Here is a 26,663-nt window from a genome sequence, read left to right as displayed (position 1 = left end):
AATCGTAACCTTACGTATCAAAATGTCAGCAGAAAGTTTCCTCTTACTGGCTCGTGCACCGAAATGAGGAATATGTTTTCGTGAAGTTTTTCACGAATAAAGGCGGGCAGAGAGCGCCGTGGAGGCTTCGACCATGCAGTGCTGCGGTGACGGGTGGTCTGTGCGTGTGAGGTCTCCCTTCCGCACGCGCGGTCGGTGCGAGTCGCCTAAGCTCGCGTCCTTCATCGCCCAAAACCTCCTTTCAGGACATCGCCATGAAACGCATCGGCGTGCTCGTCTTCCCCGGCTTCCAGATCCTCGACCTCGCCGCCATCGCCGCGTTCGAGCTTGCGAACATTCACGCCGGCAAGCCGGTCTACCAGGTCGAGCTGCTGTCGGAAGAGGGTGGCCTCGTGGCCAGTTCGTCGGGCGTGAGCACGGACAGCAAGCGCTTCGGCACGGCGAAGTACGACACGCTGCTGCTGAGCGGCGCACTCTTCATCGCGCCCACCTCCGAGAAGATGTGCCGCTTCCTGCGCGCCGGGCTGCGCAATGCGCGCCGCGTGGCCAGCATCTGCACCGGCGCCTTCGGGCTGGCCGATGCGGGGCTGCTCGACGGCCGCAAGGCGACCACGCACTGGTCATTCGCGGGCGAGCTGCAGAAGCTTCATCCCGCGGTGAAGGTTCAGCCCGACCGCATCTTCATCAACGACGGGCCGGTGTGGACGTCGGCCGGCATGACGGCGGGCATCGACCTCGTGCTGGCGCTGGTGGAGGAAGACCTCGGCGTGGAAGCGGCGCGCTTCGCGGCGCGGAAGCTGGTCGTCTACCACCGGCGCGCGGGCGGACAGTCGCAGTACTCCGCGCTGCTGGAGCTGGAGCCGAAATCGGACCGAATCCAGAAGGCGCTGGTGCACGCGCGGGCCAACCTGCGCGACACGCTGTCGGTGGAGGAGCTGGCCGAGGTCGTGCATCTGAGCCCGCGCCAGTTCAGCCGCGCCTTCAAGGCCGAGACCGGCCAGTCGCCCGCGCACGCGGTCGAGACCCTGCGCGTGGAAGCGGCGCGCGCGCTGATCGACGAAGGCAACCTGGCGCTCGGCGTGGTCGCGCGCGAAACCGGCTTCGGCGACCCCGAGCGCATGCGGCGCGCGTTCCTGCGCACGCTGGGGCAGCCCCCGCAGAGCGTGCGCCGCGTGGCGCGGCGGGAAGCGGCCATGGCCTGAGCGGCGTGATGTCCTGAAAAGTGGCTTATATGACATTTACGCCATAGCCTTGCAGGAGGAGACTTTCCCCGTGGCCGCACTCATCGACGCGGCGAAAAAGGAAAGCTCCATGACTGCCACCGTTACCGCTTCAACAAACTCCCCCAAGGGCACGGCCCTCGTCACCGGCGCGTCGTCCGGCATCGGCGCCGTGTATGCGGACCGCCTCGCGCGGCGCGGCTTCGACCTGATCCTGGTCGCGCGCAACCGCGAACGCCTGGAGGCACTGGCCGCGAAGCTCGTGCGCGAGACCGGCCGCAAGGTCGAGGTTCTTTCTGCCGACCTGACGAGCCGCAACGACATCGCCCAAGTCGAGGCCGCGCTGCGCACCCGCGGCGACATCACCATGCTGGTGAACAACGCCGGCTTCGGCGCGGCCGCGCCGCTGCTGGCCTCCGACGTCGACAAGATGGAAGAGATGATCGCGCTCAACGTGAGCGTGCTCACGCGGCTCACCTACGCGGCCGTGCCCGGCTTCGTGAAGCGCGGCGCAGGCACGCTGGTGAACATCGCCTCCATCGTCGCGATCTCGCCGGAGACGCTCAACGGCGTGTACGGCGGCAGCAAGGCCTTCGTGCTCGCGTTGAGCCAGTCGCTGCAGCACGAGCTCAAGGACAAGGGCGTGCGCGTGCAGGCGGTGCTGCCCGGCGCGACGGCCACCGAGTTCTGGGGCGTCGCAGGCGTGCCGATGGAACACCTGCCCAAGGAGATCGTCATGACCGCGCAAGACATGGTCGACGCCGCCCTGGCGGGGCTCGACCAGGGTGAGCAGGTCACGATCCCCGCGCTGCCCGATCTGGCCGAGTGGGAAGCCTTCGATGTAGCGCGGCGTGCGATGTCAGGGCGGTTGTCCAGCACCGCTCCTGCGGCGCGCTATCGTGTCGGCGCCGACTCCGCCACGTCACCGGCGTGAGGTCGTACCGGGGTCGTCCGGTTCAGATGCGGTGGGTCCGGCGCGCGTAGAGCGCCGCCAGCGCCAGCCCCGTGGCTGCCGCGCCGCACCAGGCAAGGGCAGGGCTGCGCAGCATGCCTTGAAGGCGCGCGCGGCGGCCCGGTTCGGCGTGCATGCCGCGTGCGGCACGTTCCTTGGGCGTGAGCGGCCGTACCGCGTTCGGGTTTTCTTCGCCTTCAAGCACGGCTTGAGAGATGTCGAGCGGGGTCAGCGAATCGTTGACGGTGGATGCGGTCATGGTGGCTGGCCTTTCTTGGCTTTCCCGATGGTGGATCGATCAGTGATGCAAGGCTCGCTCAAACCCGGGGCGCCGGGTCTGAGGCGAAGCACCGACATTGAAGTAGGCCAATGCCGCGGCCGCATTGCGGACTGCGTCGGCGTTTAGAATCCCGCCCCTCGCATCGGGCGTCCCGGCCGGCTGCGGGGTTTGCATTTCCGGGGCCATGTAGAGGAACACCATGTACAAAAACCTCGCGGGCCGCGCCGTTCTGGCGCTGGCAGCCGCCGGCTTTTTATCTCCCGTTTTTTCACAACAGCAGCAACAGGCCCAGGCGCCGCTGAAGATCGGCTTCGTCTACGTCACGCCCGTCACCGACGCGGGCTGGGTGCGCCAGCACGAGGAAGGCCGCAAGGCCGTCGACGCGGCGCTCGGGGCGAAGGTCAAGACTACCTACGTCGAGAACGTGGCCGAGGGTGCCGATGCCGAGCGCGTGATCCGCGACCTCGCGCAGCAGGGCAACACGCTCATCTTCACGCCGAGCTTCGGCTACATGGAGCCGACGATGAAGGTCGCGAAGGACTTCCCCGACGTGAAGTTCGAGTCGATCACCGGCTACAAGACCGCACCCAACGTGGCGACCGCCAATGCGCGCTATTACGAAGGCCGCTACCTTGCCGGCATCGCTGCCGGGCGCATGACGAAGACCAACATCGCGGGCTACGTCGCGGGCTTTCCGATTCCGGAAGTGCTGCAGGGCATAAACGCCTTCACGCTGGGCATGCGCTCCGTGAACCCATCGGCGCAGGTGCGCGTGGTGTGGCTCAACGAATGGTTCGATCCGCCGAAGGAGCGCGATGCCGCCATGGCGCTGTTCAACCAGAACGCCGACGTGATCGCCTTCCACACCGGCTCCACCGCCGTGATGGCGGCGGCGCAGGAGCGCGGCAAGCTCGCCATCGCCTACCACTCCGACATGCGCAAGATCGCGCCCGACGCGCAGGTCGTCGCGGTCACGCACCAGTGGGGCGGCTACTACACGCAGCGCGCGAAGGCGGTGCTCGACGGAAGCTGGAAGAGCGGCAAGCTCTGGGGCGGCGTGAAGGAGGGAATGATCCGCGTCGGCGACTTCGGCACCAAGGTGCCCAAGGCCGTGCAGGACGAGGTGCTGGCGCGGCAGAAGGACATCGCCGTCGGCAAGCTGCAGCCCTTCCGCGCCGTTGCGGCGGACGTGCGCGACAACGAGGGTCGCATCGTGATCGCCAAGGGAACCCAGCTGAGCGACGAGCAGATCCTGACGATGAACTGGCTGGTGGAAGGCGTGCAGGGGCGCGTGGCGCGCTAGTCCGGTGGCCGGCTGGCGCGCGGAGCACGAGGCAACAGGGCCTTGATGCGCTGGCGAAGCAGGACGGGTGTCGCGGGCGGTGTCATTTGCAGCACGGCCATGCAGCGGTCCAGGCGGCCCGGCCGCGCGAGCAGTGCCTCGGCGGCTCTTGCTAGATCGGCATCGATGCTGCTGCCGTAGGCGCGACGGGCCTTGATCGTCGCCTGGCGCAGAAGCGAGGCGCCGGGTTTCATCATGGCCAGATCGATGATGTCGCGGCTGAAGACGCTGTCGTCGGCCCAACGATCCGAGTTCGCGAGCAGCTTGCTCGTTGCCATGTCCAGGGGAGTGAGGGTTGCGATGCCGTCGATCCGGTCATCTGCGCCCGGCAATTCGAGTTCGATGCGCGCTTCGAGCACGATCTCGAACTTGATCTCGGTGTCGCCGACGAGAACGGACGACCGGATGCCGTACTGGTCGGCGCGTAGTTCGGCCGATTGCCGGATTTCGCGGCCTTGTCGCGCGAGCGCGCCGAGGCCTTGAGCTCCCGTCAGCAACTGGCGCAGGTGCCGATAGCCATCGATGTCGGACACGAGGAAGTCGATGTCTACGGACTCGCGGTACTCGTCGTGCCGAAGCGCAATGGCGGTGCCTCCGCCGAACAGGCAATGGCTTCGGGCGAGCAGGTTCGCGTCGAGCGAAGCAAGCACGTGAGCGACGCGCTGGTGGTGTGGCCGTTCAAACATTCAGTGGCTTTCTGCCGAGGATGCGTGCCAGGTCTTCCAGCAACTGGCGCTCTCTCGCATCGAGGGAGGATGTGTCGACGTGGCGCCAGTTGCGCTCGTAGGTTCCCCAGGCTTCTTCAGGCGAGAGTTCGGTAGCCGGCGCCAATTGCCAGGCAAGCCGGCGCAACTGGGGGTAATCGGCAATCCGGATGCCTCCGGGCAGCGGTGCGAGGGCAGGCGGCTGCGTGGACGTCACCACGTCGACGTCGAGACCCAGGGCACCCAGCGCATTCATGTAGGCGCCCATCGTGACAGAGGGTTCTCCGCGTTCGATTCTGTGCAGCGTCATGCGGGACATGCCTGCTGCTTCCGCCGCAGTGGTGGCGCTGACCTTCAAGGCCTTGCGATGTGCGTGAATGCGGCGGCCGAGGGCTGCGAGGCGTTTGTCCGCTGCGGCGCTCGTTGCTGGAGAGGTGGATGGCATAGTGTATCTCATATTAGGCAATTTTGAATATTTGTCCAGAATGGGAGACATAAATGCCGAAGATGCCGGCATTCTGACCATGCCTTCGGTTCTTCAGCCCAGCCGCTCCACCACGAAGTCCACGAAGGTCCGCAGCTTGGCGCTCGGCCGCGCCTCCGGCAGCCGGACGATCTGCACCTGCCGCGTGGGCAGCTCCCAGTCGGGCAGCAGCTGCACCACCTGACCCGATGCGAGGGCGGGGCCCAGCAGCGCATCGGCCTGCACGATCACGCCCACGCCGGCCATGGCCGCGGCAAGCAGCGCCTGGCCGTTGTTGGTGGTGAGTGGCCCGCGCACCGGCACGTGCACCGTCTGGCCGTTGCGCGTGAAGCGCCATGAATGGTTCGGCCCCCAGGTCGCGAAGCCCAGCAGCGGAAAGGCCTCCAGTTCGGACGGGTGCTTCGGCTGCCCGTGGCGCGCGACCCATGCCGGGCTCGCCACCGCGTACATGCGCGCCAGGGCGAGCGGTCTTGCGATGAGCCGTTCGTCGACCGCCGCGCCCGAGCGGATGCCGCAGTCGAAGCCTTCCTCGGCCAGGTCGACCACGCGGTCGTTGAGGCTCAACTCCACCTTCACCTGCGGATAGGCAGCGATGTACTCGCCGATCACCGGCGTGAGGCGGTGCGCGCCGTAGGCCACGGGTGCGGTGACGCGCAGCACGCCCTGCGGCATGGCGCGCAGCGACTCGGCCACGCCATCGGCCGTGTGCACGCTGGCCAGCACGTCGCGGCAGCGCTCCAGATACGCGGCGCCGATCTCGGTGAGCGAATGGCGGCGCGTGGTGCGCTCCAGCAGACGGGCTCCCAGCTGCTCTTCGAGCGCGCGGATGTGCTTGCCGACCATCACGGCCGAGAGGTCGAGAGCTTCGGCGGCGGCGGCAAAGCTGCCCGCGTCCACCGTTGCAACGAAGACTTCCATGGCGCGCAGCTTGTCCATATTGCGAACCCTTGATTCCGAATGACCTAATGGGAATGGAATTTATCAAACGGACGGTTCGCAAAACAATCACCGCTTGTTCGATTCACTTTGCGAGGTTTTCCATGAAGGTTCTTGTTGTGGGCGCGACGGGCGCGATTGGCAGCGCGGTGGCGCAGACGCTGGCCGGGCGGGGCCACGAGGTGATTCGCGCGGGGCGCACGCGCGGCGATCGCCAGGTCGACATCACCAGCGACGCCAGCGTCGAGGCGCTGTACGCGGCGGTCGGCCGTGTCGATGCGATCGTCTCGACGGCGGGCGGGCTCTTCTTCGGGCCGCTGGCCGAGATGACGCCGGCGAACTTCAATGTCGGGCTGCAGGACAAGCTGCTGGGACAGGTGCGGCTCGCGCTGCTGGGCCAGCATGTGCTGACGGACGGCGGCTCGATCACGCTGACCACGGGCGTCGCGGCCGAAGACCCGGTTCGCGGCGGAGGCAATGCGGCTGCCGTCAATGCCGGGGTCGAGGGCTTCGTGAAGGGCGCGGCGATCGAGCTGGCGCGCGGGCTGCGCATCAACGCGGTGAGCCCGACGCTGCTGACCGAATCGGTGGAGGCGTATGGCGCGCTCTTTCCGGGCGTCGAAACCGTATCGGCCGCGCGCGTGGCGCTGGCCTACGTGCGCAGCGTCGAAGGTCCGCTGACGGGGCGCGTCTTTCGCGTGTGGCAATGAAGAGCGTGCATCCACGGCTTGCAGGCGCGCTGCTGGCGCTCGCGACGGCGGCGGCCGTCGCTGCCCCGCCAGTGGTGCAGGCGCTGCCCGAAGACTGGTATCCGGAGAGCGTGGCCATCGGGCCCGACGGCGCGTTCTACGTCGGCAGCTGGCGGCAGGGCGCGGTCGCGCGGCTGACCCCGGGCACGGCGCCGAAGGCCGAGGTGCTGGTCAAGCCCGGCGCCAACGGCCTGGCGAACGGGCAGGGCGTGCTGGTCGACGCGAAGCGCCGGGCGCTGTGGATCTGCTCCGGCAACATCGGCTTCACCACCGTGCCGTCGACGCCGAGCGCGCTCAAGCGCTATGACCTTGCCACCGGCGCGCCGCGCGCGAGCTACGCCATGCCCGACGGCGGCTACTGCAACGACCTCGCGCAGGACGCGCGCGGCAATCTCTACGTGACCGACTCCTATCACCCGCGCGTGCTGAAGCTCGCGCCGGGCGCTGCCTCGCTGGTTACGTGGAAGGAGGATCCCGCGCTGGCCGGCCCGGGCCCCTACAAGGGCCTGAACGGCATCGCCATCGACGGCGGGCGCGACGTCTACGTGAGCCTCGTGGCGGCGGCGTCCTACGTGCTGCGCATCGGTCTAGGCGCGGACGGCAAGGCCGGCGAGGTCACGCGCGTCGACGCGCCGCGCGAGCTGAAGAACGTGGACGCGATCCGCGCGTGGAAGCCCGGGCGGCTGGTGCTGTTCGAGAGCAATGCCTTCGGCGAAGGCGCCTACGGCGGGCAGATCACCGTGGTGCGCGTCGAAGGCGCGAAGCTCGGCCTGCAGACGGTGGTGGCGGGGCTCAACGACCCGTCCTCCGGCGCGGTGTGGGGCGACCGCGTCTACTTCATCGAGTCGAAGTATTCGCTGCTCACGAAGCACAAGGAGGGCGACGGGCCGGTGCCGACCGGCGTGCCCTTCGACATCCAGTCGCGCGCGCTGCCGCGGTAGGTGCTGCACCGCGGCGAGTGCGCTGCGCATATAGCACTCATATGCGCATGGAAATTGCGGTGGGGCGGGGGTGGATTACCCTCCGCACCCACGATGAAAAAAGCCTACCGCGCCTCCCTCCTGCGATTCGACGCCTCCGGCAAGCCTGTTTTCGACGAGGACGGCCTGCTGGTCGTCGCCCCCGACGCCACCGGCCGCCAGCGCGTGCTCGACGCCGGCAGCCATGCCGATGTCGCGGCCCGCCATCCTGGCGCGCACACGACCCACCTGCCGGGGCGCATCCTCGCGCCGGGCTTCGTGGACATGCACATCCACTATCCGCAGACCGACATCATCGGTTCGCCCGCGCCGGGTCTGCTGCCCTGGCTCGAGAACTACACCTTCCCTGCGGAGAGCAAGTTCGCCGACCCCGCGCATTCGAACGAAGTGGCGCAGTTCTTCCTCGACGAACTGCTGCGCAACGGCGTCACCACCTCGCTGACCTTCGCGACTTCGCATGTGGCGTCGGTCGACGCGCTCTTCGAAGGCGCGCAGCGCCGCGGCATGCGCCTGATCACCGGCAAGGTGCTGCAGGACCGCCACTCGCCCGACGGCGTGCGCGACGAGACCGAGCAGAGCCTCGTCGACACCGAGGCGCTGATCCGCAAGTGGCACAAGGTCGACCGGCTGGGCTACGCCATCACGCCGCGCTTCGCGCCCGCGAGCACCGACGCCCAGATGCGCGGCGCGGGCGAGCTGGCCGCGAAGTACGCCGACACCTGGATCCAGTCGCACGTGGCCGAGAACCGCGACGAGGTGAGCTGGGTGCGCGAGCTGTACCCCAAGGCGCGCTCGTACCTCGACGTGTATGCGGGCTTCGGCCTGATGCGCGAGCGGGCCGTGTACGCCCACTGCATCTACCTCGACGAGGCCGACCGCGCCCTGCTGCGCGAGACGAAGACGGCGGCCGCGGTGAGCCCGACCAGCAACCTGTTCCTGGGCAGCGGCTTCTTCGATTTCGGCGCGGCCGACCGCGTGGGCTACCCCTACGGCCTGGCCAGCGACGTGGGCGGCGGCACCAGCTTCAGCCCCTTCCACACCATGATGGCCGCCTACTACGTCGGCCGCGAAGGCCAGACCAAGGCCGGCCTGAGCATCGCGCCGTCCGAACTCTGGTGGCGCCACACCGGCGGCGCCGCGCGCGCGCCTGGGGCTCGACGGCGTGGTCGGCAACCTGCAGCCCGGCTGCGAGGCCGACTTCCTGGTGCTGAACCCGGCGGCCACGCCGCTGCTGGCACGCAAGACGAAACAGGCGAACTCGCTGGAAGAAATGCTCTTCGCGATGATCGTGCTGGGCGACGACCGGCTGGTCGAGCGCACGGTGATCTCGCAGGCCGGCTGAGGCCCGGGAGGGCGAATCCGTCCATGCCACAATCGCCGACCCAGCGGGCGCGGCGACACCTTTTCCAGGAACACCGCGGAACCGGCTTTGCCGGGCCGCTGGTGTTGCCCCTCGAGGGGTTGGCGTAGCGACACGAAGTGCGCGAAGACTGGGGGTTTTTCAATGTCTATCAAGAGCGACAAATGGATCCGGCGCATGGCCGAGCAGCACGGCATGATCGAGCCTTTCGAGCCCGGCCAGGTGCGCGAGGCCTCCGGCCACAAGATCATCAGCTACGGCACCTTCGAGCTACGGCTACGACATCCGGTGCGCGCCTGAATTCAAGGTCTTCACCAACATCCACAGCACGGTGGTCGACCCGAAGAACTTCGACGAGAAGAGCTTCGTCGACATGCACGGCGACTACTGCATCATCCCGCCCAACAGCTTCGCGCTGGCGCGCACCGTCGAGTACTTCCGCATCCCGCGCAACGTGCTGACCATCTGCCTGGGCAAGAGCACCTATGCGCGCTGCGGCATCATCGTCAACGTGACGCCCTTCGAGCCTGAATGGGAAGGCTACGTGACGCTGGAGTTCAGCAACACCACGCCGCTGCCCGCCAAGATCTACGCGGGCGAGGGCTGCGCGCAGGTGCTGTTCTTCGAGAGCGACGAGGTCTGCGAGACCAGCTACAAGGACCGCGGCGGCAAGTACCAGGGCCAGCGCGGCGTCACCCTGCCGAAGACCTGATCGCCCCAGGCTGCACGCGGCCCGGCAAAGCCGGTTCCGCGGCATCCTTGGCATACCCGCTTACAGAAGCCGGGGTTCTTCCGAAGTACCATCCTGCGAGCCGGCAACTCCTCCTCCAACGGCCGGCAAGGAGAGCGCGATGAGATGGGAAGGCAACGAACAATCGGACAACGTCGAGGACCGCCGCGATGAAGGTGGCGGAGGCGGCGGTGGCGGCTTCATCGGTGGCCGCGGCATCGGCATCGGGACCATCGCGGTCGCGCTGATCGCCGGCTGGGTCTTCGGCATCAACCCGCTCACGGTGCTGAGCCTGCTCAGCGGCGGGGGTGGCCCGGCCCAGGTGCAGCAACAGCAGCAGGGGCCCGCGCCCAAGCCGCCATCGGGCGACCGCGAGGCGGCCTTCGTTTCCACCGTTTTGAAGAACACCGAAGTGGTCTGGACGGGCATCTTCCGCCAGAACGGCGGCACCTACCATCCGCCGCGGCTCGTGCTGTTCCGCAACGCCACGCCCACGGCCTGCGGCACCGGCCAGTCGGCCATGGGGCCGTTCTACTGCCCGGGCGACCAGAAGGTCTACATCGACCTGGGCTTCTACGACACGCTGAAGAACCAGCTCGGCGCGCCTGGCGAGTTCGCGCAGGCCTACGTCATCGCGCACGAGGTCGGCCACCATGTGCAGGACGAGCTCGGCATCACCGCCAAGGTCGACGGCATGCGCAGCCGCCTGAGCCAGACCCAGAACAACGCGATGAGCGTGCGCGTCGAGCTGCAGGCCGACTGCTTCGCGGGCGTCTGGGCCCACCATTCGCAGGAGTCGAAGAAGTGGCTCGACCCGGGCGACATCGAGGCCGCCATGAACGCCGCGCAGAAGATCGGCGACGACGCCTTGCAGCGCTCCGCGGGCCGCGCGGTGGTGCCCGACAGCTTCACCCACGGCTCGAGCGCGCAGCGCCAGCGCTGGTTCGGCAACGGCTATCAGAGCGGCGACATCAAGGCCTGCGACACCTTCAATGCGCGCAGCCTCTGAGCTGCGGTCTTCCACAGCCGGCGCCGTTGCTGGCGGAGTCGCTATTGAATAAATAGCAATTCCGCCCGCGCGGACGTTGTCATGCCGCAGTCACTGCCATTTTTTGCGGCAATGCGACAATAGCGGGCTCAATGACAAGCTCCTTCTCCAATCTACTGCTGGCGGAACCGCTGGCGCGCGCCGTGGCCGAAATGGGCTACGAGACCATGACTCCGATCCAGGAACAGGCCATTCCGGTCGTGCTCTCGGGCCAGGACGTGATGGGCGCCGCCCAGACCGGCACCGGCAAGACGGCTGCGTTCTCGCTCCCGCTGCTGCAGCGCATGCTCAAGCATGAAAACGCCTCGACCTCGCCCGCGCGGCATCCGGTTCGGGCCCTGGTGCTGCTGCCCACGCGCGAGCTGGCCGACCAGGTTGCGCAGCAGATCAAGCTGTACGCCAAGTACACCAACCTGCGCAGCACGGTGGTGTTCGGCGGCATCGACATGAAGCCGCAGACGCTGGAACTGAAGAAGGGCGTCGAAGTGCTGGTGGCCACGCCGGGCCGACTGCTCGATCACATCGAAGCCAAGAACGCGGTGCTCAACCAGGTCGAATACGTGGTGCTCGACGAGGCCGACCGCATGCTCGACATCGGCTTCCTGCCCGACCTGCAGCGCATCCTGAGCTACCTGCCCAAGCAGCGCACCACGCTGCTGTTCTCCGCCACCTTCTCGCCCGAAATCAAGCGGCTGGCCGGCAGCTACCTGCAGAACCCGGTCACCATCGAAGTGGCGCGGCCCAACGAAACGGCCTCCACCGTCGAGCAGCATTTCTACAGCGTGGGCGACGACGACAAGCGCCGCGCGCTCAAGCAGATCGTTCGCCAGCGCGGCATCACCCAGGCCTTCGTGTTCGTCAACAGCAAGCTGGGCTGCGCGCGGCTCGCGCGTTCGCTGGAGCGCGACGGCCTTCGCACCTCGGCCCTGCACGGCGACAAGAGCCAGGACGAGCGCCTGAAGTCGCTGGCAGCCTTCAAGGCCGGCGAGGTCGACCTGCTGGTGTGCACCGACGTCGCGGCCCGCGGCCTCGACATCAAGGACGTGCCCGCCGTCTTCAACTTCGACATTCCGTTCAACGCGGAAGACTACGTGCACCGCATCGGCCGCACCGGCCGCGCCGGCGCCTCGGGCCTGGCCGTGAGCTTCGCCAGCGGCGGCAACGATGCTCGCCTGGTGGCCGACATCGAGAAGCTGATCAAAAAGAAGATCGAACTCGAACCGGTCGAATTCGAGGAAGACCGTCCGCGCGGCCGCATCAACGATGGACGCCGCCACTGGCGCGAGGAAGGCGAAGCGGGCGACGCACGCGACGTACTCGACCAGCCGCGCGAACGCCGCGACGTCGACAGCCGGCGCGGCAGCGGCGGACGTCCGCACCGCGCCCCCGCCGCGCCGCGCGATCCGTTCTTCGACAAGCCCTACGAGCCGGGCCAGCCCGACGCGACGCCCGCATGGGAGGCTGCCGCCAAGAGCGCGACGCCCGCACGCGGCATCTCGAGCAACATCAAGCCCAAGCGCAAGGTCGCCGCCCTGTTCAAGAGCGCCGAGCCCAGCTGATCTCCCGGGGCTGAAGTTCCCCTTCCCCTATTCGAGGAACGCCGAGGAACCGGCTTTGCCGGGCCTCAGGCGTTGCCGCCGGAAGGGGGTTGGCGTAGCGACACGAAGTGCGCGGAGCTTGGGGGAGAGTTCAGGACTCCCCGGAAGGGGGTTGGCGTAGCGACACGAAGTGCGCGAAGCCTGGGGGAGAGCCTTTACCTCCAGCCGCGATGCCAGCCGTATTGCGGGTGGTGCCAGCCCCAGCCATAGCGCGGGTGGTAGGCCCAGACGAAACCTACGCCGGGCGATACGTATGTCGGTGCCACGTAGGCCACGCCAGGCGGCGCCGCGTACACGGGGGCGGCCGGTGCAACCACGCAGCCGGTCAGCAAGGCTGCCAGCGCGGCAGCGGACAGGGCAAGAACTGGAAATCTCATGGCGAAGCTCCTGGACGAGTTGTTGTCGGTGTGAACCTCCAACGTCGTCCAGTACCGCCGGATGACGGCCTTTACCCGGGCTACACACTGTGACCGGCGTGTCGCCTTCCTTTCAGGATGCTTTCGCCGAGGCCGCCCTTCAGATCACCTTGAAGTGGTGCGTTCCATCGCGCCCCAACTGCGCGACCAGGCCGAACTCCCAGTCCAGGTAGGCCTGCATCGCCTCGGCCGGCGCATCGGTGCCCTCGTAGGGGCGGCGGTAGCGGTCGGTGCGCGCGGTCGCTAGGCGGGTCTCGCCGGTCTCGGCTTCGAGGCCCGCTGCGAACCACGCTGCGTTGCCGCCGGCCAGCACCAGCACTTCGGCATCGCGCTGGCCGCGCGCGTCGAGCAGAGCTCGCAGGTCGGCGGCTGCGTAGCGTGCGAGCAGGCTGCTGCCGCAGGTCAGCACATAGCGCGACGAGGGCGGGATGGCCGCGTCGATCGCCTGCGGCAACTGCGCGCGGATCGCATACCAAGCGCCCGGAATGTGGCGCTTCACGTAGTTGGCGCTGGTGGTCACGTCGATCACCGCGGTGCCCGGCTGCTTCAGCAGCGCAGCCAGCTCGGCCGGTGCGATCTCGTTCACCGCGACGGCAACCGGGGGATAAGCGCTCGCGGGAGAAGCGGTCTCGGTGAAGTCGGCCGCCGTGGGCACCGTGTCGAGCACGTAGACCTCCCACCCCATCTGCGCCAGCCACGAGGCGCTCATCGATGCGCGCACGCCGTCGTCGTCCGCCAGCACGATGCGCGCGCCGCGCACCGGCACCTGGTGATCGGTTTCCTGCACCAACTGCCCGCCGGGTGCGCTGGCGAAGCCGGGAAGATGGCCTGCCGCGTATTCCTCGGGCGTGCGCACGTCGAAACGGTAGACGGTGCGTCCGGGCGCCTCCAGCGTATGCAGGGCGTCCAGCGCGATGCGATGCACGCCCGCCTTGTCGGCCACGCGCCGCGCATCGGCCTGCGCCTGCGCGCGATGCGCTTCGGACACATCAGCAGGGGCCTGCCGGTCCGCGCCGTGGTCGAGCACCTGTCCGGCCAGCTTCCAGCCGATGGTGCCGTTGCGCAGCGCGGCCACCGGATTGGGAATGCCCGCATTCACCAGCGACTGCGTGCCGATGATGCTTCGCGTACGGCCCGCGCAGTTCACGATCACCCGCGTTGCCGGATCGGGCGCCAGCTCGCGCACGCGCAGCACCAGCTCCGCGCCGGGCACGCTGGTGGCCGAGGGAATGCTCATCGTCTGGTATTCGTCGAAGCGGCGCGCGTCGAGCACCACCACGTCGGCCTTCTCGTCGATCAGTGCCTTCACCTCCGGTGCCGAGAGCGAGGGCGTGTGCCGTTCGTGCTCGACCAGTTCGCCGAAGGACTTGCTCGGCACGTTCACGTCGCGGAACAACTCGCCACCTGCCTTGCGCCAGCCTTCGAGCCCGCCGTCGAGCAGGTGCACGTTGGTGTAGCCCAGCGCGGCGAGGGTGCGCGCGGCCTGCGGTGCGAGGTCGGTGCCGGCGTGTTCGCCGTACAGCACGATGAGCGTGTCGCGCCGCGGGATGCGCCGCCAGGCCTCGATCTCGATGCGCGACAGCGGCAGGTTGGCGGCCCACAGCGGGTGCTCCTGCGCGAACGGGTCTTCCTCGCGCACGTCGAGCAGCGCGGTCTCGTCGCGGGCGATGAGCCGCTCGCGCACGGCGGCGAAGGAAAGAACGGGAAAGCTGTTGGCGATGGTCGTCGTCATGCGTCTGTAGCGGCTCTGAGTTCGGCGCTGCGGTCCCACAGGTTGGGCAGCAGCGTGTTGGAGTATCCGGAGACGAAGGGCTTGCGGCCGCCCTCTGCGGGGTAAGTATGCCGTCGCACGGCGCCGATGTTCGCGCCGTAGACGTGGATGCTGATCGACACCCGGTCGGCGTGCGCGTTGTGCACGCGGTGCAGGTCGCCGACGGTGGGCGACACCGCCTCCACCTGGCCGGCTTCGAGCCGCACTGCCTCGCCGTATGGGCGCGCATGCCCATCGGCGCCGAGCGCGAAGCCCTGGCTGTACTCCGCGCCGCGCAGCATGCCGATCAGCCCCCACACCGTGTGGTCGTGCACCGGCGTGGCCTGCCCCGGCCCCCAGACGAAGCTCACGACCGAGAAGCGCTCGGTGCTGTCGGCGTGCAGCAGGAACTGCTGGTAGCGCGCCGGGTCGGGCTGGGCGAAGGCCTCGGGCAGCCAGTCGTCGCGCGAGACCAGCTTGCGCAGCAGCGCGCCGCCCTCCGAAAGAATGCGCGGCTCGTCGGGTGCGCCGTCGAGCAGCCGGCCGAAGGCGCCGACGAATTCGCGAAGAGGGGTCAGGGAGTTGGTCGTCATGCGGGGCGTTTCCAGACGCCAGTGTCGGTGATCGCACGCACGTCCACCCGCACCGGCAGGATGCCGTCGCGCGCCGAGCGGTCGGCCACCGTCTGCAGCGCCGCGATGTCGGCCTCGCTCACGGGCCGGCCGGCCACCGAGGCCCGCGCGGTGATGATGCGCGACGACTCGATGGGCAGCCGCGTGAGCTGGCTGTAGGCCTGGGCATAGGCCTCTGGGTTGGCCAGTGCCCAGTCGCCCGCGCGGGCGAGCCGGTCGAGGAACTGCACGATGGCCGCGCGCTTGGCCGGATCGGCCAGCGAGGACTCGGTGGCCGTGATGAAGCCCAGCGCGGTGTTGATGCCGCGCCCGTCGCGCAGGATGCGCCCGCCTTGCTGCAGCGCGATGGTGTAGTAGGGATCGAAGATGGCCCAGGCGTCGATCTGTTTCGAGGCGAAGGCGGCGGCCGCGTCGGTGGGCAGCACGAACTTCACCGTCACTTCCTCGCGCTTCACGCCGGCCTCCTCGAGGGCGCCGTAGAGCTGGTACTGCGAGATGCTGCCGCGCGCGGAAGACACTATCACCGTCTTGCCGCGCAGGTCCGCCACGCTGCGCAGCGGCGAATCGGGCTGCACCACGATGCCCAGCGAGTCGGCCTTGCCGACGCGCGTGGCGACGATCTTCAGCGGCGTCTTGCCCACGGCTGCGGCGAGCACGGGCAGATCGCCGGCCATGGCGGTGTCCACCGCCGCGCTGCGCTGCGCCTCGAAGAGCGGCGCGGCGCCCTGGAAGTTGGCCCAGCGGTAGGCGAAGGGTGCGCCTTCGAGCGCGCGCGACGCCTCGAACAGCGAGCGCAGTCCGCCGGCCTGGTCGCCGAGCACCAGCGAGGTTTGGGGCTGCGCAAAGGCGCGCAGCGAGCCGGCAGTCGCCAGCGACAGCGCGGCGCCTTGCTTGAGCCAGCCGCGCCGCGAGGTATTGGAAAAGAGCGCAGACGTCATGCGGCAGCTCCCGAAGCCAGCAGCGCGCGCTTGCCCGCCGCGACCAGGATCGCGTCGTTCTGCGGCGTGTGGATGCGGCTGCACAGCACGTCGCGGTAGTGCCGCTCCAGCGGGTTCTGCCGCGTGAGGCCGTGGTTGCCGCTCAGCTGCAGCGCGAGTTCGACCGCGCGGATCGCATTGCTCGTCACCGTGTACTTGAGCAGGCCGCTGTCGGCGGCCGGCTGCGCATGGCCGCTGTCGACCGCGGCGGTGGCGTCGTCGAGCAGCACGCGGTTGGTGCGCAGCAGCGCCTCGATCTCGCCCACATGCTCCTGTACGCGCGGAAGGCTGGCCAGCGGCGTGCCGAGGCTGCCGGGCGCGCGGCGGTTGAGGAAGCCGACGAGCCAGTCGCGCGCGGCATGGGCCACGGCGTCGTAGAGGCTGCCGAGCAGCACCGTCATCCAGGCCTGCTGGGTGGCGTGGGCGTCGATGTCGGTCTGGCTGCCCGCGTCGGGCGCCCAGTCGGCCGGCCGGCGCAGGTCCACTGCATGGTCGGCATCGATGGCGACGTTCTCGAAGACGACTTCGTGGCTGCCCGAGGCGCGCAGGCCCAGGTGGTCCCAGCTCGCGATCACGCGCACGCCGGGCGCGTTGCGCGGCACCAGGAACACGCCGGTGCGCGGCTCGGCTTCGTCCGTGCGTGCCCACACGGCGAGCCAGCCCAGGCCCTCGATGCCGGTGGTGTAGAGCTTGTGGCCGTCGATCTTCCAGCCGTCGCCCTTGCCCTCGCCCTTGCCCTCGCCAACACGCCGCGCCACCGTGGCGGGCAGGCCGCCGCGTGCCGGAGAGCCCAGTGCGGGCTCCACGCGCAGCGCGTTGATGAGCGCGCCGTTCTCCACCGCGTCGCGCGTCACGCGCTCGCGCAGGTGCGCGGGCCAGCGGCTGTCCGGGCGCGTCAGCGCGTGGTGCTGCAGATAGGTCATCGTGAGGATCAGCGCCGTGGCCGGCTCGCCGCGCGCCACCGCCGAGATCACGCGCCGGGCCGTCGCCAGCGTGGCGCCGCCGCCGCCGTGCTCGGCGGGCGCGACCAGCCCGATCAAGCCGTGCGCCTGCAGCGCCGCGAAGTTCTCGCGCGGGAAGGCGCCGCTCAGGTCATGGTCGGCAGCGGTGGCCGCGAACTGGGCCGTGAGGCGGGCCAGCACGGAGGCATCGACGGTGGTGGAGGAGGGATGTTCGGGCGCGGCCGGCGAGCGGCGCAGGGGGAGTGCACTCATGGTTTCCGCACGGTAGCGGCCAGCCCGCCGCGCGAAAACGACGCTTCCCGCATATGCAAACTCGTTTTTCTGCGTTCGCTTCCATGCTGCGTCTGGTTACGGTCAGGGCGCATGAAATCAGACTTTCCCCTGGATCGGCGCCGGCTGCTGCAGGCCGCGGCGGCGCTGGCCGCGACCGGTTCCGCCGGCTGGACGCAAGCCGCCTCACCCTCGCGGGAAGCGTCGCGCGACCTCTCGGGCGTCACCCTGCGCGTGGGCACCTACAAGGGCCTGTGGCGGCCGCTGCTCACCGCCTCGGGCCAGGCCGACACGCCCTACAGGATCGACTGGCGCGAGCTCAACAACGGCGTGCTGCACATCGAGGCCATCAACGGCGACGCGCTCGACCTGGGCTCGGGCAGCGAGATTCCGCCGGTGTTCGCGGCGCGGCAGAAGTCCAGCGTGAAGCTGGTGGCCGTCACGCATGAAGACCTGAACAACCAGGCCACCTTGGCGCGCAAGGACGCGCCGATCCGCAGCATCGCCGACTTCAAGGGCAAGCGGGTCGGCTATGTGCGCGCCACCACTTCGCACTACTACCTCGCCAAGCAACTGGCCGAGGCGGGCCTCTCGTTCAACGACATCCAGGCCGTGAGCCTCACGCCTTCGGACGGCCTCTCGGCCTTCGCGCGTGGCGACCTCGATGCCTGGGCCATCTACGGCTACAACGGCCAGCTCGCGCGCACCCAGTACGGGGCGCGGGTCATCAAGACCGGCGTGGGGTACCTCTCGGGCAACTTCCCGATCTACGCCAACCCGCGCGCGCTCGACGACCAGCTGCGCCGCGCCGCGCTGGCAGACTTGCTGCAGCGCCTGCAGCGCTCGTTCGCGTGGATCAACGGCAACTTCCTGGCCTACGCCCGCGCCCAGTCGGCCGAGACGCGCGTGCCCGTGGGCGACATCGTCGAGCTGTTCAACCGCCGCAGCGGCGACTACAGCCTGGGCCCCGTCAGCGACGCGGTGGTGCGCAGCCACCAGGACGTGGCCGACACCTTCCTGAAGATCGGCGTGCTCGACGGCCCGGCCGACGTGAAGCCCCTGTGGGACCGCAGCTTCGAGAGCGTGCTGCGCCTGCCCGCCGCCTGATGACACCCACCTCCCGCCAACAGATACAGACAAGGACAGCACCATGAGCCAGCAGTCACAGCAAGAAGACGGCGTCGTCGAATTCATCGGAATGATCCAGGGCCAGAAGGTCTCGGAGATCCACGCGGCCAAGGGCCCATCGCTCGACCGCGACTACGTGCGCGCCTTCGCGCAGGCCCACGAGACGGCGGGCTTCGACCGCGTTCTCGTGCCGCACCACTCGACCAGCCCCGACGCCACGCTCACCGTGGCCTACGCGGCCTCGGTCACCGAGCGCATCCACTTCATGCTGGCGCACCGCCCCGGCTTCGTCGCGCCGACGCTGGCCGCGCGGCAGTTCGCCTCGCTCGACCAGTTCAGCGGCGGCCGGCTCGGCGTGCACTACATCTCCGGCGGCTCCGACGAGGAACAGCGCCGCGACGGCGACTGGCTCGACCACGACCAGCGCTACGCCCGCACCGACGAATACCTCGAGGTGCTGCACAAGGTGTGGACGGCGGAGAAGCCCTTCGACCACGAAGGCGCGCACTACCGCTTCCAGAACGCTTTCTCCGAAGTCAAGCCGGTGCAGACGCGCAACGGCAAGCCGCACGTGCCGGTGTATTTCGGCGGCGCATCGGAGGCTGCGATTCCGGTGGCCGGCAAGTACGCCGACGTCTACGCGCTGTGGGGCGAATCGCTCGACCAGGCGCGCGAACTGACCACGCGCGTGCGCGCCGAGGCGGCCAGGCACGGGCGCAGCGTGCGCTTCTCGGTGTCGTTCCGCCCGATCCTGGCGGAGACCGAAGAGGCCGCATGGGCGCGCGCCGAGAACATCCTGGCCGAGACAAAACGCCTGCGCGTGGTGCAGGGCTACAACCGCGGCGGCCCGCAGCAGAGCGAAGGCGCCAAGCGCCTGCTGGCCGCGGCCGAGAAGGGCTCGCGGCTCGACAAGCGGCTGTGGACCGCGGTCGCGCAGGAAATCGGCGGGCGCTCCAACGGCACCGCGCTGGTCGGCACGCCCGAGCAGGTGGCCGACGCGCTGCTCGACTACTACGACCTGGGCGTGACCACCTTCCTGATCCGCGGCTTCGATCCGCTGGAAGACGCGCTGGACTACGGCCGCGAGCTGATCCCGCGCACGCGGGAGCTGGTGGCGCAGCGCGCGCAATCGCAACGCAAGGCAGCCTGAACCATGAGCGCAGTTCTTTCCATCGACCGCAACGCCGCCTCGCAGCCGCTGAAGCTCAACCCGAACCCGCAGCAGAAGTACTGGTTCGACCCCGTCCCGCCGCGCACCACCATCCAGGCCGAGCGCCGCCACCGGCAGGAGCGCCTGGCGGGCGCGTTCCGCCTGTTCGCGCGCTTCGGCTTCGCGCAGGGGCTGGCCGGCCACATCACGGCGCGAGACCCGGAGCTGACCGACCACTTCTGGGTCAATCCGCTGGGCATCCATTTCTCGCGCATCAAGGTGTCCGACCTGCTGCTCGTCAACTCGAAGGGCGAGACCGTGATCGGCGACAGGCCGCTCAACAAGGCGGCCTTCGCGATCCACGCGGCCATTCACGAGCACAACCCGAAGATCATCGCCGCCGCCCACACGCACTCGACCTACGGCAAGGCCTGGTCGACGCTGGGCCGCACGCTCGACACGATCACGCAGGACAGCTGCGTGTTCCACGACGACGTGGCGCTGTTCGACGACTTCACCGGCATGGTGGTCGACACCAGCGAGGGCGAGCGCATCGCCCAGGCGCTGGGCGACAGGAAGGGCGCCATCCTCAAGAACCACGGCATCCTCACGGCGGGCCCCACGGTGGAGGCCGCCGCGTGGTGGTACATCGCGCTGGACAACGCCTGCCACACGCAGCTGCTGGCCGAAGCCGCGGGCAAGCCGCAGCCCATCGACGAGGCCACGGCACGCCACACGCACAGCCAGATCGGCGGACCCGAAGGCGCGATCCATTCCTTCGACAGCCTCTACGAAGGCCTGGTCGAGGCCGAGCCCGAACTGCTTCTCTGACCCGAACCCCACGACGATGAACGCAACTCTCTCCCGCCGCAGCGTACTGCGCGCAGGCGGCGCCGCCGCGGTGGTCGCCTCCGGCGGCCTGATCGCCTCGCAGGCCTTCTCGCAGCAGTCCCGCAAGCTCACCTTCGCCTGGAACGCCACGGCCTTCTGCCTCTCGCCCGTGGTGGTGGCGCAGGAGCGCGGCTACTTCGAACGCAACGGGCTGCAGGTCGACCTCATCAACTACACGGGCTCCACCGACCAGCTGCTGGAGTCGCTCGCCACCGCCAAGGCGGATGCGGCCGTGGGCATGATCCACCGCTGGCTCAAGCCGCTCGAGTCGGGCTTCGACGTGAAGATCGTCGGCAGCTCGCACGGCGGCTGCGTGCGGCTGGTGGGCGCGAAGAGCGCGGGCGTCACCGATCTGGCGAGCCTGAAGGGCAAGACCATCGGCGTGTCGGACATTGCGAGCCCGGGCAAGAACTTCTTCTCGATCCTGCTCGCGAAGAACGGCATCGACGCCGAGAAGGACGTGGTCTGGCGCCAGTACCCGGCCGACCTGCTCGACATCGCGGTGAAGAAGGGCGAGATCCAGGCCATTGCCGACGGCGACCCCAACATCTACCTGATCGAGAAGCGCAACCAGGGCGCCTTCGTCGAGGTGGCGAGCAACCTCTCGGGCGAGTACAAGGACAAGGTCTGCTGCATCGTCGGCGCGCGCGGCGAGCTCGTGCGCAAGGACAAGGCGACCGTCGCCTCGCTGGTGCGCTCCATCGTGCAGGCCTCGGACTACGTGGCCGAGAACCCGAACGAGTCGGCCAAGCTCTTCGCCAGGTACTCGCCCAAGGTCGCGGTGGAAGACCTGCGCGCGCTGCTGGGCACGCTCACGCACAAGCACCACCCGGTGGGCCGCAACCTGCGCGACGAGGTCGAGTTCTATGCGCGCGATTTCCGCGGTGTGGGTGTTCTCAAGAAGACCACCGACCCGGTCCGCTTCGCCGAACACGTCTCCTTCGATCCCCTGGCATGAACATGGACAGAAGCCACATCCGCATGAACCACAGTTCCCGTCGTCAGTTTCTCGCTCGAGGCACGGCCGCCGCCGCTGCCGTCGCTTCCGCCGTCGCATTTCCCGGCGTGGTTTCCGCGCAGGGCCGCCCGGTGCTCAAGGCCGGCGACCAGAAGGGCGGGCTGCGCGCGCTGCTCGAGGCGGCGGGCGGGCTGGAAGGGCTCGGCTACGACATCCAGTGGTCGGAGTTCCCGGCCGCGGCGCCGCTGGCCGAGGCGCTCAACGCCGCGGCGGTCGATTCGGGCCCCATCGGCGACGCGCCGCTGATCTTCGCTCTGGCGGCGGGCACGCGCGTGAAGGCCATCGGCGCGAACCGTTCCGACTCCTACGGCACGGCCGTGCTCGTGCGGCCCGATTCGACGCTGAAGACCGCCGCCGACCTCAAGGGCAAGAGCGTTGCCACCAACCGCGGCTCCATCGGCCACTACGTCACGCTCAAGGCCATCACCTCGGCCGGCCTCAAGCCGGAGGACGTGAACCTGCGCTTCCTGGCGCCGGCGGATGCCAAGCTCGCGCTCACGCAGGGCTCGGTCGACGCATGGGCCACGTGGGAGCCCTACACGGCGCTGGCCGAGGTCAGCAAGCACGCGCGGGTGCTCGTCAGCGGGCGCGGGCTGCTGCCGGGGCTGAGCTACCTCGCGGCCACCGACAGCGCCATCGCGGCCAAGCGGCCGGTGCTGCAGGACTTTCTGCAGCGCGTGGTGAAGGCGCAGCTCTGGTCGTACCGCAACGTCGACGCCTACTCGGCCGCGCTGGCGCGCATCATCGGCATTCCGCCCGAGGCGGCGAAGCTGCAGTTCGAGCGCCGCCAGCAGAAGTGGGTGGCCATCGACGCGCAGGTCATCGCCGACCAGCAGGGCACGGCGGACTTCTACCGGCAGGTGGGGCTCATCAAGCAGCCGCTGGACGTGAAGGGCACCTTCGACACCGGCTTCGGCGTGGCCGGCTGAAACCTGAAGCGCTGCGCGGGACCGTAGCTGAGTCCAAGACTCGCGTAGTTGCGTCCGCGGGGCGCGGGGCCGCGCTGGCTAGAGTCATCGCATGACTTCCTATGCCATTTCCCCCGCACCCGTCCATTCGCTGCCCATCCAGGGCGAGCAGGCCCGCTTCCCAGTCAACCGCATCTTCTGCGTGGGCCGCAACTATTCCGAGCACGCCCGCGAGATGGGCCACAACCCCGACCGCGAGCCGCCGTTCTTCTTCATGAAGCCGGCCTCGGCCATCGTGGCCGACGGCGGCGAGTTCGCCTATCCGCCGCTGTCGAGCGACGTGCACCACGAGATCGAACTGGTGGTCGCGCTCAAGACCGGCGGCGCGAACATCGCCGCGGCCGATGCGCTCGGCCACGTGTACGGCTATGCCGTCGGCCTCGACATGACCCGCCGCGACCTGCAGTCCGAGGCCAAGAAGATGGGCCGTCCCTGGGACACCGGCAAGGCCTTCGACGGCTCGGCACCCTGCGGCGAGCTGGTACCGGTGGCCAAGGCCGGCCATCCGGCCAGGGGCGAGATCCGCCTCGATGTGAACGGCGCCCAGCGCCAGGTGGGCGACCTCGCCGACATGATCTGGAACGTGCCGGACACCATCGCCTACCTCTCGACTCTGTTCACGCTGCAGCCCGGCGACCTGATCTTCACGGGCACCCCGGCCGGCGTGGCGGCGGTGCAGCGCGGCGACCGCATGCGCGGCAGCGTGGCGGGCGTCGGCGTGCTCGAAGTCGCGGTCGTCTGAGCCTGAAGGCCGCGCTCCCACCGCGCCCTCCGCACCTGGCGGGCGGGGCCGGTTCGCCGGCCCCCGAGTTGGCGTACCCTCGCAGGCGAAAGACGAAGACGCCTGCACCGATGCGCTCATCCACACCCACGTCCGTCCGTACCTACGGCATGCACGAGCGTGCCGACCACCTCGACTTCGACATCCGCTTCCAGGGCGCGCGCAACGAGCTCACGCTGCCGCACCGGCATGCGTATTTCCAGATCCAGGTCGGCATCGAGGGCAGCTCGCAGCAGTCCATCGGCGGCGAGGTGCGGCCCTTCGGGCCGCGGCACCTGAGCTTCGTGCTGCCGTACCGGGTGCACGTGATTCCGCATCCGCCCGACGCGCTGTACTGCATCGTCAACTTCGACCAGCGCTTCCTGTGGCCCGAGCTCGACGTCGACGCGCTCGACCTGGAAGACGTGCCGCTCGCGCGGCACCCCGACCTCGCGCCCTTCCTGTTCCAGGAATACGTCGACTTCGCCTTCGACGAGGCCGACTTCGCGCGCATCCGCGGCTGGCTCGACGAACTGCACGCGCTGAACGCGAGCCGCAGCTTCGGCGCCAAGACGGCGATGCGCGGCATCCTGCAGCAGGTCATCGGCCTGGCCTGCATGCGTCAGGAGCAGGCGCTGATGCGGCTTTCGCTGCAGCACGACGGCAAGACCTCGCAGCGCGACGCCCTCCAGCGCGTGGTGCGCTACGTGCGCGACAACCTCGACAAGCCGCTGTCGCTCACCGACGCGGCGGCCGCCGCATTCCTGTCGCCCAACTACCTGGCCAACCTGCTGCGCAAGGAAACCGACCGCACCTTCACCGACCTCGTGACCGAGCGGCGCATCGAGCGCGCGAAGGAACTGCTCGCGTCCACCTCGCTGCTGGTGCGGGAGATCGCGCACCAGTGCGGCTTTGCGGACGAGGCGTATTTCAACCGGCGCTTCCGGCAGGTGGTGGGCAGCACGCCGCGCAACTTCAGGCGCGAGCACGTGGTGGGCAGGGGCGGCTAGGCATTGCCGTGTTCCGCCACCCGGGCGAGCTGGGACAGCCGCTTCACCAGCGGCTCGAAAAGCTCGGCTGGCGTGTTGCCGTAGCCCAGCACCAGCCCGCTGTACGGCGGCAAGGACGGCAGGGGCTGCATCGCGAAGCCCGACAGCGGTGTGGGCGCAATGCGATGGCGCAACGCTTCGGCGGCTATCTTCCGGTCGTCGAAGCGCTCTGGCAGGCGCACCGTGAGGTGCATGCCGCAGTGGCCGCCGTCGATCTCGTGCGGCACCTCGAAGTGCCTGCCCAGCGCGAGCCGCAGCGCCTGCTGCCGGTCGCGGTACAGCCTGCGCATGCGGCCCAGGTGCCGGCTGAACTGGCCGCTTTCCATGAAGTCGGCCATGGCGAGCTGTTCGTAGCGGTGGCCGCCGCGCAGCATCTCTTCGAGCGGCGTCCGCACGGCGTCCACGAGCCGCTCTGGCAGCACGAGGAAGCCCAGCCGCAGCGACGGGAACATCGTCTTGCTGAAGGAGCCGATGTAGAGCACGGGCGCGTCGTCCACCAGCCCCTGCATCGCGACGATGGGCTCGCCCGTGTGGCGGAACTCGCTGTCGTAGTCGTCCTCGACGATCCATGCGCCGTGCCGGCGGGCCTGCGCAATCGAGCTCCAGGCGGCGCGCGATGCTCAGCACGGAGCCCATCGGGTATTGGTGCGACGGCGTGGTGTAGACCAGCCGGGGCGGGTGATCCTTCCAATCGCGCTCGCCCACACAGAGACCCTCGGCATCGACGCGCATGGGCACGATGCGCATGTCGCCCGCGTGCATGGCGGCCTTCGCGCCGCGGTAGCCGGGGTCTTCGACCCAGCCGGTGTCGCCGGGGTTGGACAGCAGCCGAACGCACAGCGAGATGGCTTCCTGAGCGCCTTCGGCAATGACGACCTGCCGCGGCTCGCAGCGCACGCCGCGCGCCACCGACAGATGCCGCGCGATGGCCGCGCGCAGCGCCGGCTCGCCCAGCGGATCGCCGTAGTCCAGCGCCGCGGAGCCGCCTTCGCGGATCGCGCGGTCGAGCGAACGACGCCATGCGGCCAGCGGAAAGTGCGACAGCGCGGGCACGCCGGGGCGCAGCGCCGCACCCATGTCGGCCCGCGAGACGCTCGGCAGGATCCTGGCGAGGCGCTGCGCGGTGGCTGGCGTGCCCGGCGGCCTGCCCGTGCGCTCGTCTGCCCGTTCGCGCTTCGACGGCGCTGGCGATGAAAGCTCGGTCACGCGCGTGCCCTGCCGGTCGGGCCGCACATAGCCTTCGGCCGCCAGGTGCTCGTAGGTCGCGGTGACCGTGTTGCGCGAGACGCCGAGCGCCTCGGCCAGCGCGCGGGAGCCCGGCAGGCGGCTGCCGGGCGCGAGGCTGCCGTCGAGGATGGCGCCCTTGAGGCGGTCGTGCAGCTGGCGCTGCATAGGGGCGGCGTCCGGTGCGCGGGAGAGCGCAGCGTCGAGAAGGTCGGATGGGGCGGAAGGCTTGGCAGGTCGTGGCACCATGAAATCTCTCTTTCATGGCACTTTCGGTGGCGCCACGTTGCGGGTACTTTAGCGATCTCCGGCACCGCCCCCCGTTCACCATCCAACGAAAGCGCTTCACTGATGTCAGTCCGCCAAAACGAGTTCGGCCAGTCCATCGGCCCCGACCTGCCCGGATGGACGCCGCGCCCCCAGCCGCCGCGCCGCACCGTCGAGGGCCGCTTCTGCAGGCTCGAACCGATCGATGCCTCGAAGCACGCCGACGACCTGCACGCCGCCTACGCACAGGCTCCCGACGGACGCGACTGGACCTACCTCGGCGTCGAGCGCCCGGCCGATGCCGACGGCACCCGGGCCTACATCGAGCGCATCTCGAAGAGCACCGATCCGCTGCACTTCGCCGTGGTCGACAAACAAAGCGGCCGCGCGGTCGGCTCGCTGGCGCTGATGCGCATCGACCCCGCCAACGGCGCCATCGAGGTGGGTACCGTCAACTTCTCGCCGCTCCTGAAGAACACGCCGATGTCCACCGAGGCGCAGTACCTGCTGATGAAGCTCGCCTTCGACGAGCTGGGCTACCGCCGCTACGAGTGGAAGTGCGACAACTTCAACGAGCCTTCCAAGCGCGCTGCGCTGCGGCTGGGCTTCAGATACGAGGGGCTGTTCCGCCAGGCCGTGGTCTACAAGGGCCGCACGCGCGACACGGCTTGGTTCTCGATCATCGACGGCGAATGGCCCGCGCTGCGCACCGCCTTCGAGCGCTGGCTGGCACCGGACAACTTCGATGCGCAGGGCCGGCAGCGCATGTCGCTGGACAAGTTCCGGCTGCCGTCCTCCTGACGGTGGCGGCGCAGCCG

Annotated in this window: 24 protein-coding genes and 3 pseudogenes; 17 read left to right on the top strand and 10 right to left on the bottom strand. The window is 69.0% G+C overall.

All coding sequences use genetic code 11. The features are described 5' to 3' along the window. The first annotated feature begins 254 nt into the window (after positions 1-254). On the top strand, positions 255-1,202 hold the full coding sequence (locus ACHMXA_RS25155) for a GlxA family transcriptional regulator (protein ID WP_395316748.1): 948 nt from the start codon (positions 255-257) through the stop codon (positions 1,200-1,202). Positions 1,203-1,311: 109 nt separating this feature from the next. Beyond that, a complete protein-coding gene (locus ACHMXA_RS25150) occupies positions 1,312-2,154 on the top strand; it encodes an SDR family NAD(P)-dependent oxidoreductase (RefSeq protein ID WP_395316746.1) in 843 nt (280 codons plus the stop codon). Positions 2,155-2,176: 22 nt separating this feature from the next. Here ACHMXA_RS25150 and ACHMXA_RS25145 read toward each other — a convergent pair whose 3' ends face one another. Then, positions 2,177-2,431, bottom strand: coding sequence for a hypothetical protein (locus ACHMXA_RS25145; RefSeq protein WP_395316744.1), 255 nt, complete (start codon positions 2,429-2,431; stop codon positions 2,177-2,179). A gap of 220 nt (positions 2,432-2,651) precedes the next feature. On the opposite strand from ACHMXA_RS25145, the gene ACHMXA_RS25140 reads away from it, so the two are divergent. Further along, on the top strand, positions 2,652-3,755 hold the full coding sequence (locus ACHMXA_RS25140; RefSeq protein ID WP_395316742.1) for a BMP family ABC transporter substrate-binding protein: 1,104 nt from the start codon (positions 2,652-2,654) through the stop codon (positions 3,753-3,755). On the opposite strand, the gene ACHMXA_RS25135 is transcribed toward ACHMXA_RS25140, so the two are convergent. The 3 genes from ACHMXA_RS25135 to ACHMXA_RS25125 all read right to left on the bottom strand — a co-directional run bounded on the left by ACHMXA_RS25135 (position 3,752) and on the right by ACHMXA_RS25125 (position 5,918). Beyond that, positions 3,752-4,480 (bottom strand): nucleotidyl transferase AbiEii/AbiGii toxin family protein, encoded by a 729-nt coding sequence (locus ACHMXA_RS25135; protein ID WP_395316741.1) that lies wholly within the window; start codon positions 4,478-4,480, stop codon positions 3,752-3,754. The genes ACHMXA_RS25140 and ACHMXA_RS25135 overlap by 4 nt on opposite strands. Continuing rightward, on the bottom strand, positions 4,473-4,943 hold the full coding sequence (locus tag ACHMXA_RS25130; RefSeq protein WP_395316740.1) for a helix-turn-helix domain-containing protein: 471 nt from the start codon (positions 4,941-4,943) through the stop codon (positions 4,473-4,475). Before ACHMXA_RS25130 ends, ACHMXA_RS25135 begins: the two co-directional genes overlap by 8 nt. 93 nt (positions 4,944-5,036) lie before the next feature. Then, positions 5,037-5,918: a LysR substrate-binding domain-containing protein gene (locus tag ACHMXA_RS25125; RefSeq protein ID WP_395316738.1), complete on the bottom strand. Its 882-nt coding sequence runs from the start codon at positions 5,916-5,918 to the stop codon at positions 5,037-5,039. 104 nt (positions 5,919-6,022) lie between these two features. Here ACHMXA_RS25125 and ACHMXA_RS25120 point away from each other — a divergent pair, with 104 nt between their 5' ends. The 6 genes and pseudogenes from ACHMXA_RS25120 to ACHMXA_RS25095 all read left to right on the top strand — a co-directional run bounded on the left by ACHMXA_RS25120 (position 6,023) and on the right by ACHMXA_RS25095 (position 12,344). Further along, complete coding sequence (locus tag ACHMXA_RS25120) at positions 6,023-6,628, top strand: short chain dehydrogenase (protein ID WP_395316737.1); 606 nt, start codon at positions 6,023-6,025, stop codon at positions 6,626-6,628. Continuing rightward, complete coding sequence (locus ACHMXA_RS25115; RefSeq protein WP_395316736.1) at positions 6,625-7,608, top strand: hypothetical protein; 984 nt, start codon at positions 6,625-6,627, stop codon at positions 7,606-7,608. The genes ACHMXA_RS25120 and ACHMXA_RS25115 overlap by 4 nt, the downstream gene beginning before the upstream one ends. A 93-nt stretch (positions 7,609-7,701) precedes the next feature. Beyond that, positions 7,702-8,989 (top strand): annotated as a pseudogene (gene guaD, locus ACHMXA_RS25110) (guanine deaminase). A gap of 162 nt (positions 8,990-9,151) precedes the next feature. Beyond that, a pseudogene (gene dcd, locus ACHMXA_RS25105) lies at positions 9,152-9,719 on the top strand (dCTP deaminase). Between the two features lie 139 nt (positions 9,720-9,858). Beyond that, complete coding sequence (locus ACHMXA_RS25100; protein ID WP_395316735.1) at positions 9,859-10,746, top strand: neutral zinc metallopeptidase; 888 nt, start codon at positions 9,859-9,861, stop codon at positions 10,744-10,746. A gap of 131 nt (positions 10,747-10,877) precedes the next feature. Further along, complete coding sequence (locus tag ACHMXA_RS25095) at positions 10,878-12,344, top strand: DEAD/DEAH box helicase (protein ID WP_176662725.1); 1,467 nt, start codon at positions 10,878-10,880, stop codon at positions 12,342-12,344. Between the two features lie 194 nt (positions 12,345-12,538). On the opposite strand, the gene ACHMXA_RS25090 is transcribed toward ACHMXA_RS25095, so the two are convergent. From ACHMXA_RS25090 to ACHMXA_RS25070, 5 genes are all read right to left on the bottom strand, one after another. Beyond that, positions 12,539-12,760, bottom strand: a complete 222-nt coding sequence (locus ACHMXA_RS25090) for a hypothetical protein (protein ID WP_176662724.1) — start codon at positions 12,758-12,760, stop codon at positions 12,539-12,541. A gap of 139 nt (positions 12,761-12,899) precedes the next feature. Continuing rightward, entirely contained in the window at positions 12,900-14,531 is a 1,632-nt protein-coding gene (locus ACHMXA_RS25085; protein WP_395316734.1) for a rhodanese-related sulfurtransferase, read from the bottom strand. Next, entirely contained in the window at positions 14,528-15,142 is a 615-nt protein-coding gene (locus tag ACHMXA_RS25080) for a cysteine dioxygenase (protein ID WP_395316732.1), read from the bottom strand. Before ACHMXA_RS25080 ends, ACHMXA_RS25085 begins: the two co-directional genes overlap by 4 nt. After that, complete coding sequence (locus ACHMXA_RS25075; RefSeq protein WP_395316731.1) at positions 15,139-16,119, bottom strand: ABC transporter substrate-binding protein; 981 nt, start codon at positions 16,117-16,119, stop codon at positions 15,139-15,141. Before ACHMXA_RS25075 ends, ACHMXA_RS25080 begins: the two co-directional genes overlap by 4 nt. Next, positions 16,116-17,372: an acyl-CoA dehydrogenase family protein gene (locus ACHMXA_RS25070; RefSeq protein WP_395316730.1), complete on the bottom strand. Its 1,257-nt coding sequence runs from the start codon at positions 17,370-17,372 to the stop codon at positions 16,116-16,118. The genes ACHMXA_RS25075 and ACHMXA_RS25070 overlap by 4 nt, the downstream gene beginning before the upstream one ends. Before the next feature lie 111 nt (positions 17,373-17,483). On the opposite strand from ACHMXA_RS25070, the gene ACHMXA_RS25065 reads away from it, so the two are divergent. From ACHMXA_RS25065 to ACHMXA_RS25035, 7 genes are all read left to right on the top strand, one after another. Continuing rightward, entirely contained in the window at positions 17,484-18,497 is a 1,014-nt protein-coding gene (locus tag ACHMXA_RS25065) for an ABC transporter substrate-binding protein (protein ID WP_395316728.1), read from the top strand. A 43-nt stretch (positions 18,498-18,540) separates the two neighbouring features. Further along, entirely contained in the window at positions 18,541-19,668 is a 1,128-nt protein-coding gene (locus ACHMXA_RS25060; protein ID WP_395316727.1) for an LLM class flavin-dependent oxidoreductase, read from the top strand. A 3-nt stretch (positions 19,669-19,671) separates the two neighbouring features. After that, positions 19,672-20,499, top strand: coding sequence for a class II aldolase/adducin family protein (locus tag ACHMXA_RS25055; protein ID WP_395316726.1), 828 nt, complete (start codon positions 19,672-19,674; stop codon positions 20,497-20,499). A gap of 16 nt (positions 20,500-20,515) precedes the next feature. Continuing rightward, complete coding sequence (locus tag ACHMXA_RS25050; RefSeq protein WP_395316725.1) at positions 20,516-21,517, top strand: ABC transporter substrate-binding protein; 1,002 nt, start codon at positions 20,516-20,518, stop codon at positions 21,515-21,517. A gap of 23 nt (positions 21,518-21,540) precedes the next feature. Next, the gene (locus tag ACHMXA_RS25045; protein ID WP_126185274.1) at positions 21,541-22,506 is read left to right on the top strand and encodes an ABC transporter substrate-binding protein; all 966 of its coding nucleotides are present in this window, start codon (positions 21,541-21,543) and stop codon (positions 22,504-22,506) included. Between the two features lie 91 nt (positions 22,507-22,597). Next, entirely contained in the window at positions 22,598-23,287 is a 690-nt protein-coding gene (locus tag ACHMXA_RS25040) for a fumarylacetoacetate hydrolase family protein (protein WP_395316724.1), read from the top strand. 110 nt (positions 23,288-23,397) lie between these two features. Continuing rightward, positions 23,398-24,315 (top strand): AraC family transcriptional regulator, encoded by a 918-nt coding sequence (locus ACHMXA_RS25035; RefSeq protein ID WP_395316722.1) that lies wholly within the window; start codon positions 23,398-23,400, stop codon positions 24,313-24,315. On the opposite strand, the pseudogene ACHMXA_RS25030 reads toward ACHMXA_RS25035, so the two are convergent. Beyond that, a pseudogene (locus ACHMXA_RS25030) lies at positions 24,312-25,827 on the bottom strand (PLP-dependent aminotransferase family protein). The gene ACHMXA_RS25035 and the pseudogene ACHMXA_RS25030 overlap by 4 nt on opposite strands. 102 nt (positions 25,828-25,929) lie before the next feature. Between ACHMXA_RS25030 and ACHMXA_RS25025 the strand changes: the two are divergent. Next, complete coding sequence (locus tag ACHMXA_RS25025) at positions 25,930-26,646, top strand: GNAT family N-acetyltransferase (protein ID WP_395316721.1); 717 nt, start codon at positions 25,930-25,932, stop codon at positions 26,644-26,646. Positions 26,647-26,663: the final 17 nt, after the last annotated feature.

It is taken from the genome of Variovorax sp. UC74_104, assembly GCF_044055375.1.
Classification (GTDB): domain Bacteria; phylum Pseudomonadota; class Gammaproteobacteria; order Burkholderiales; family Burkholderiaceae_C; genus Variovorax.
The sequence above is the reverse complement of the archived record's forward strand: the minus strand, read 5'-3'. Positions and strand labels throughout refer to the sequence as shown.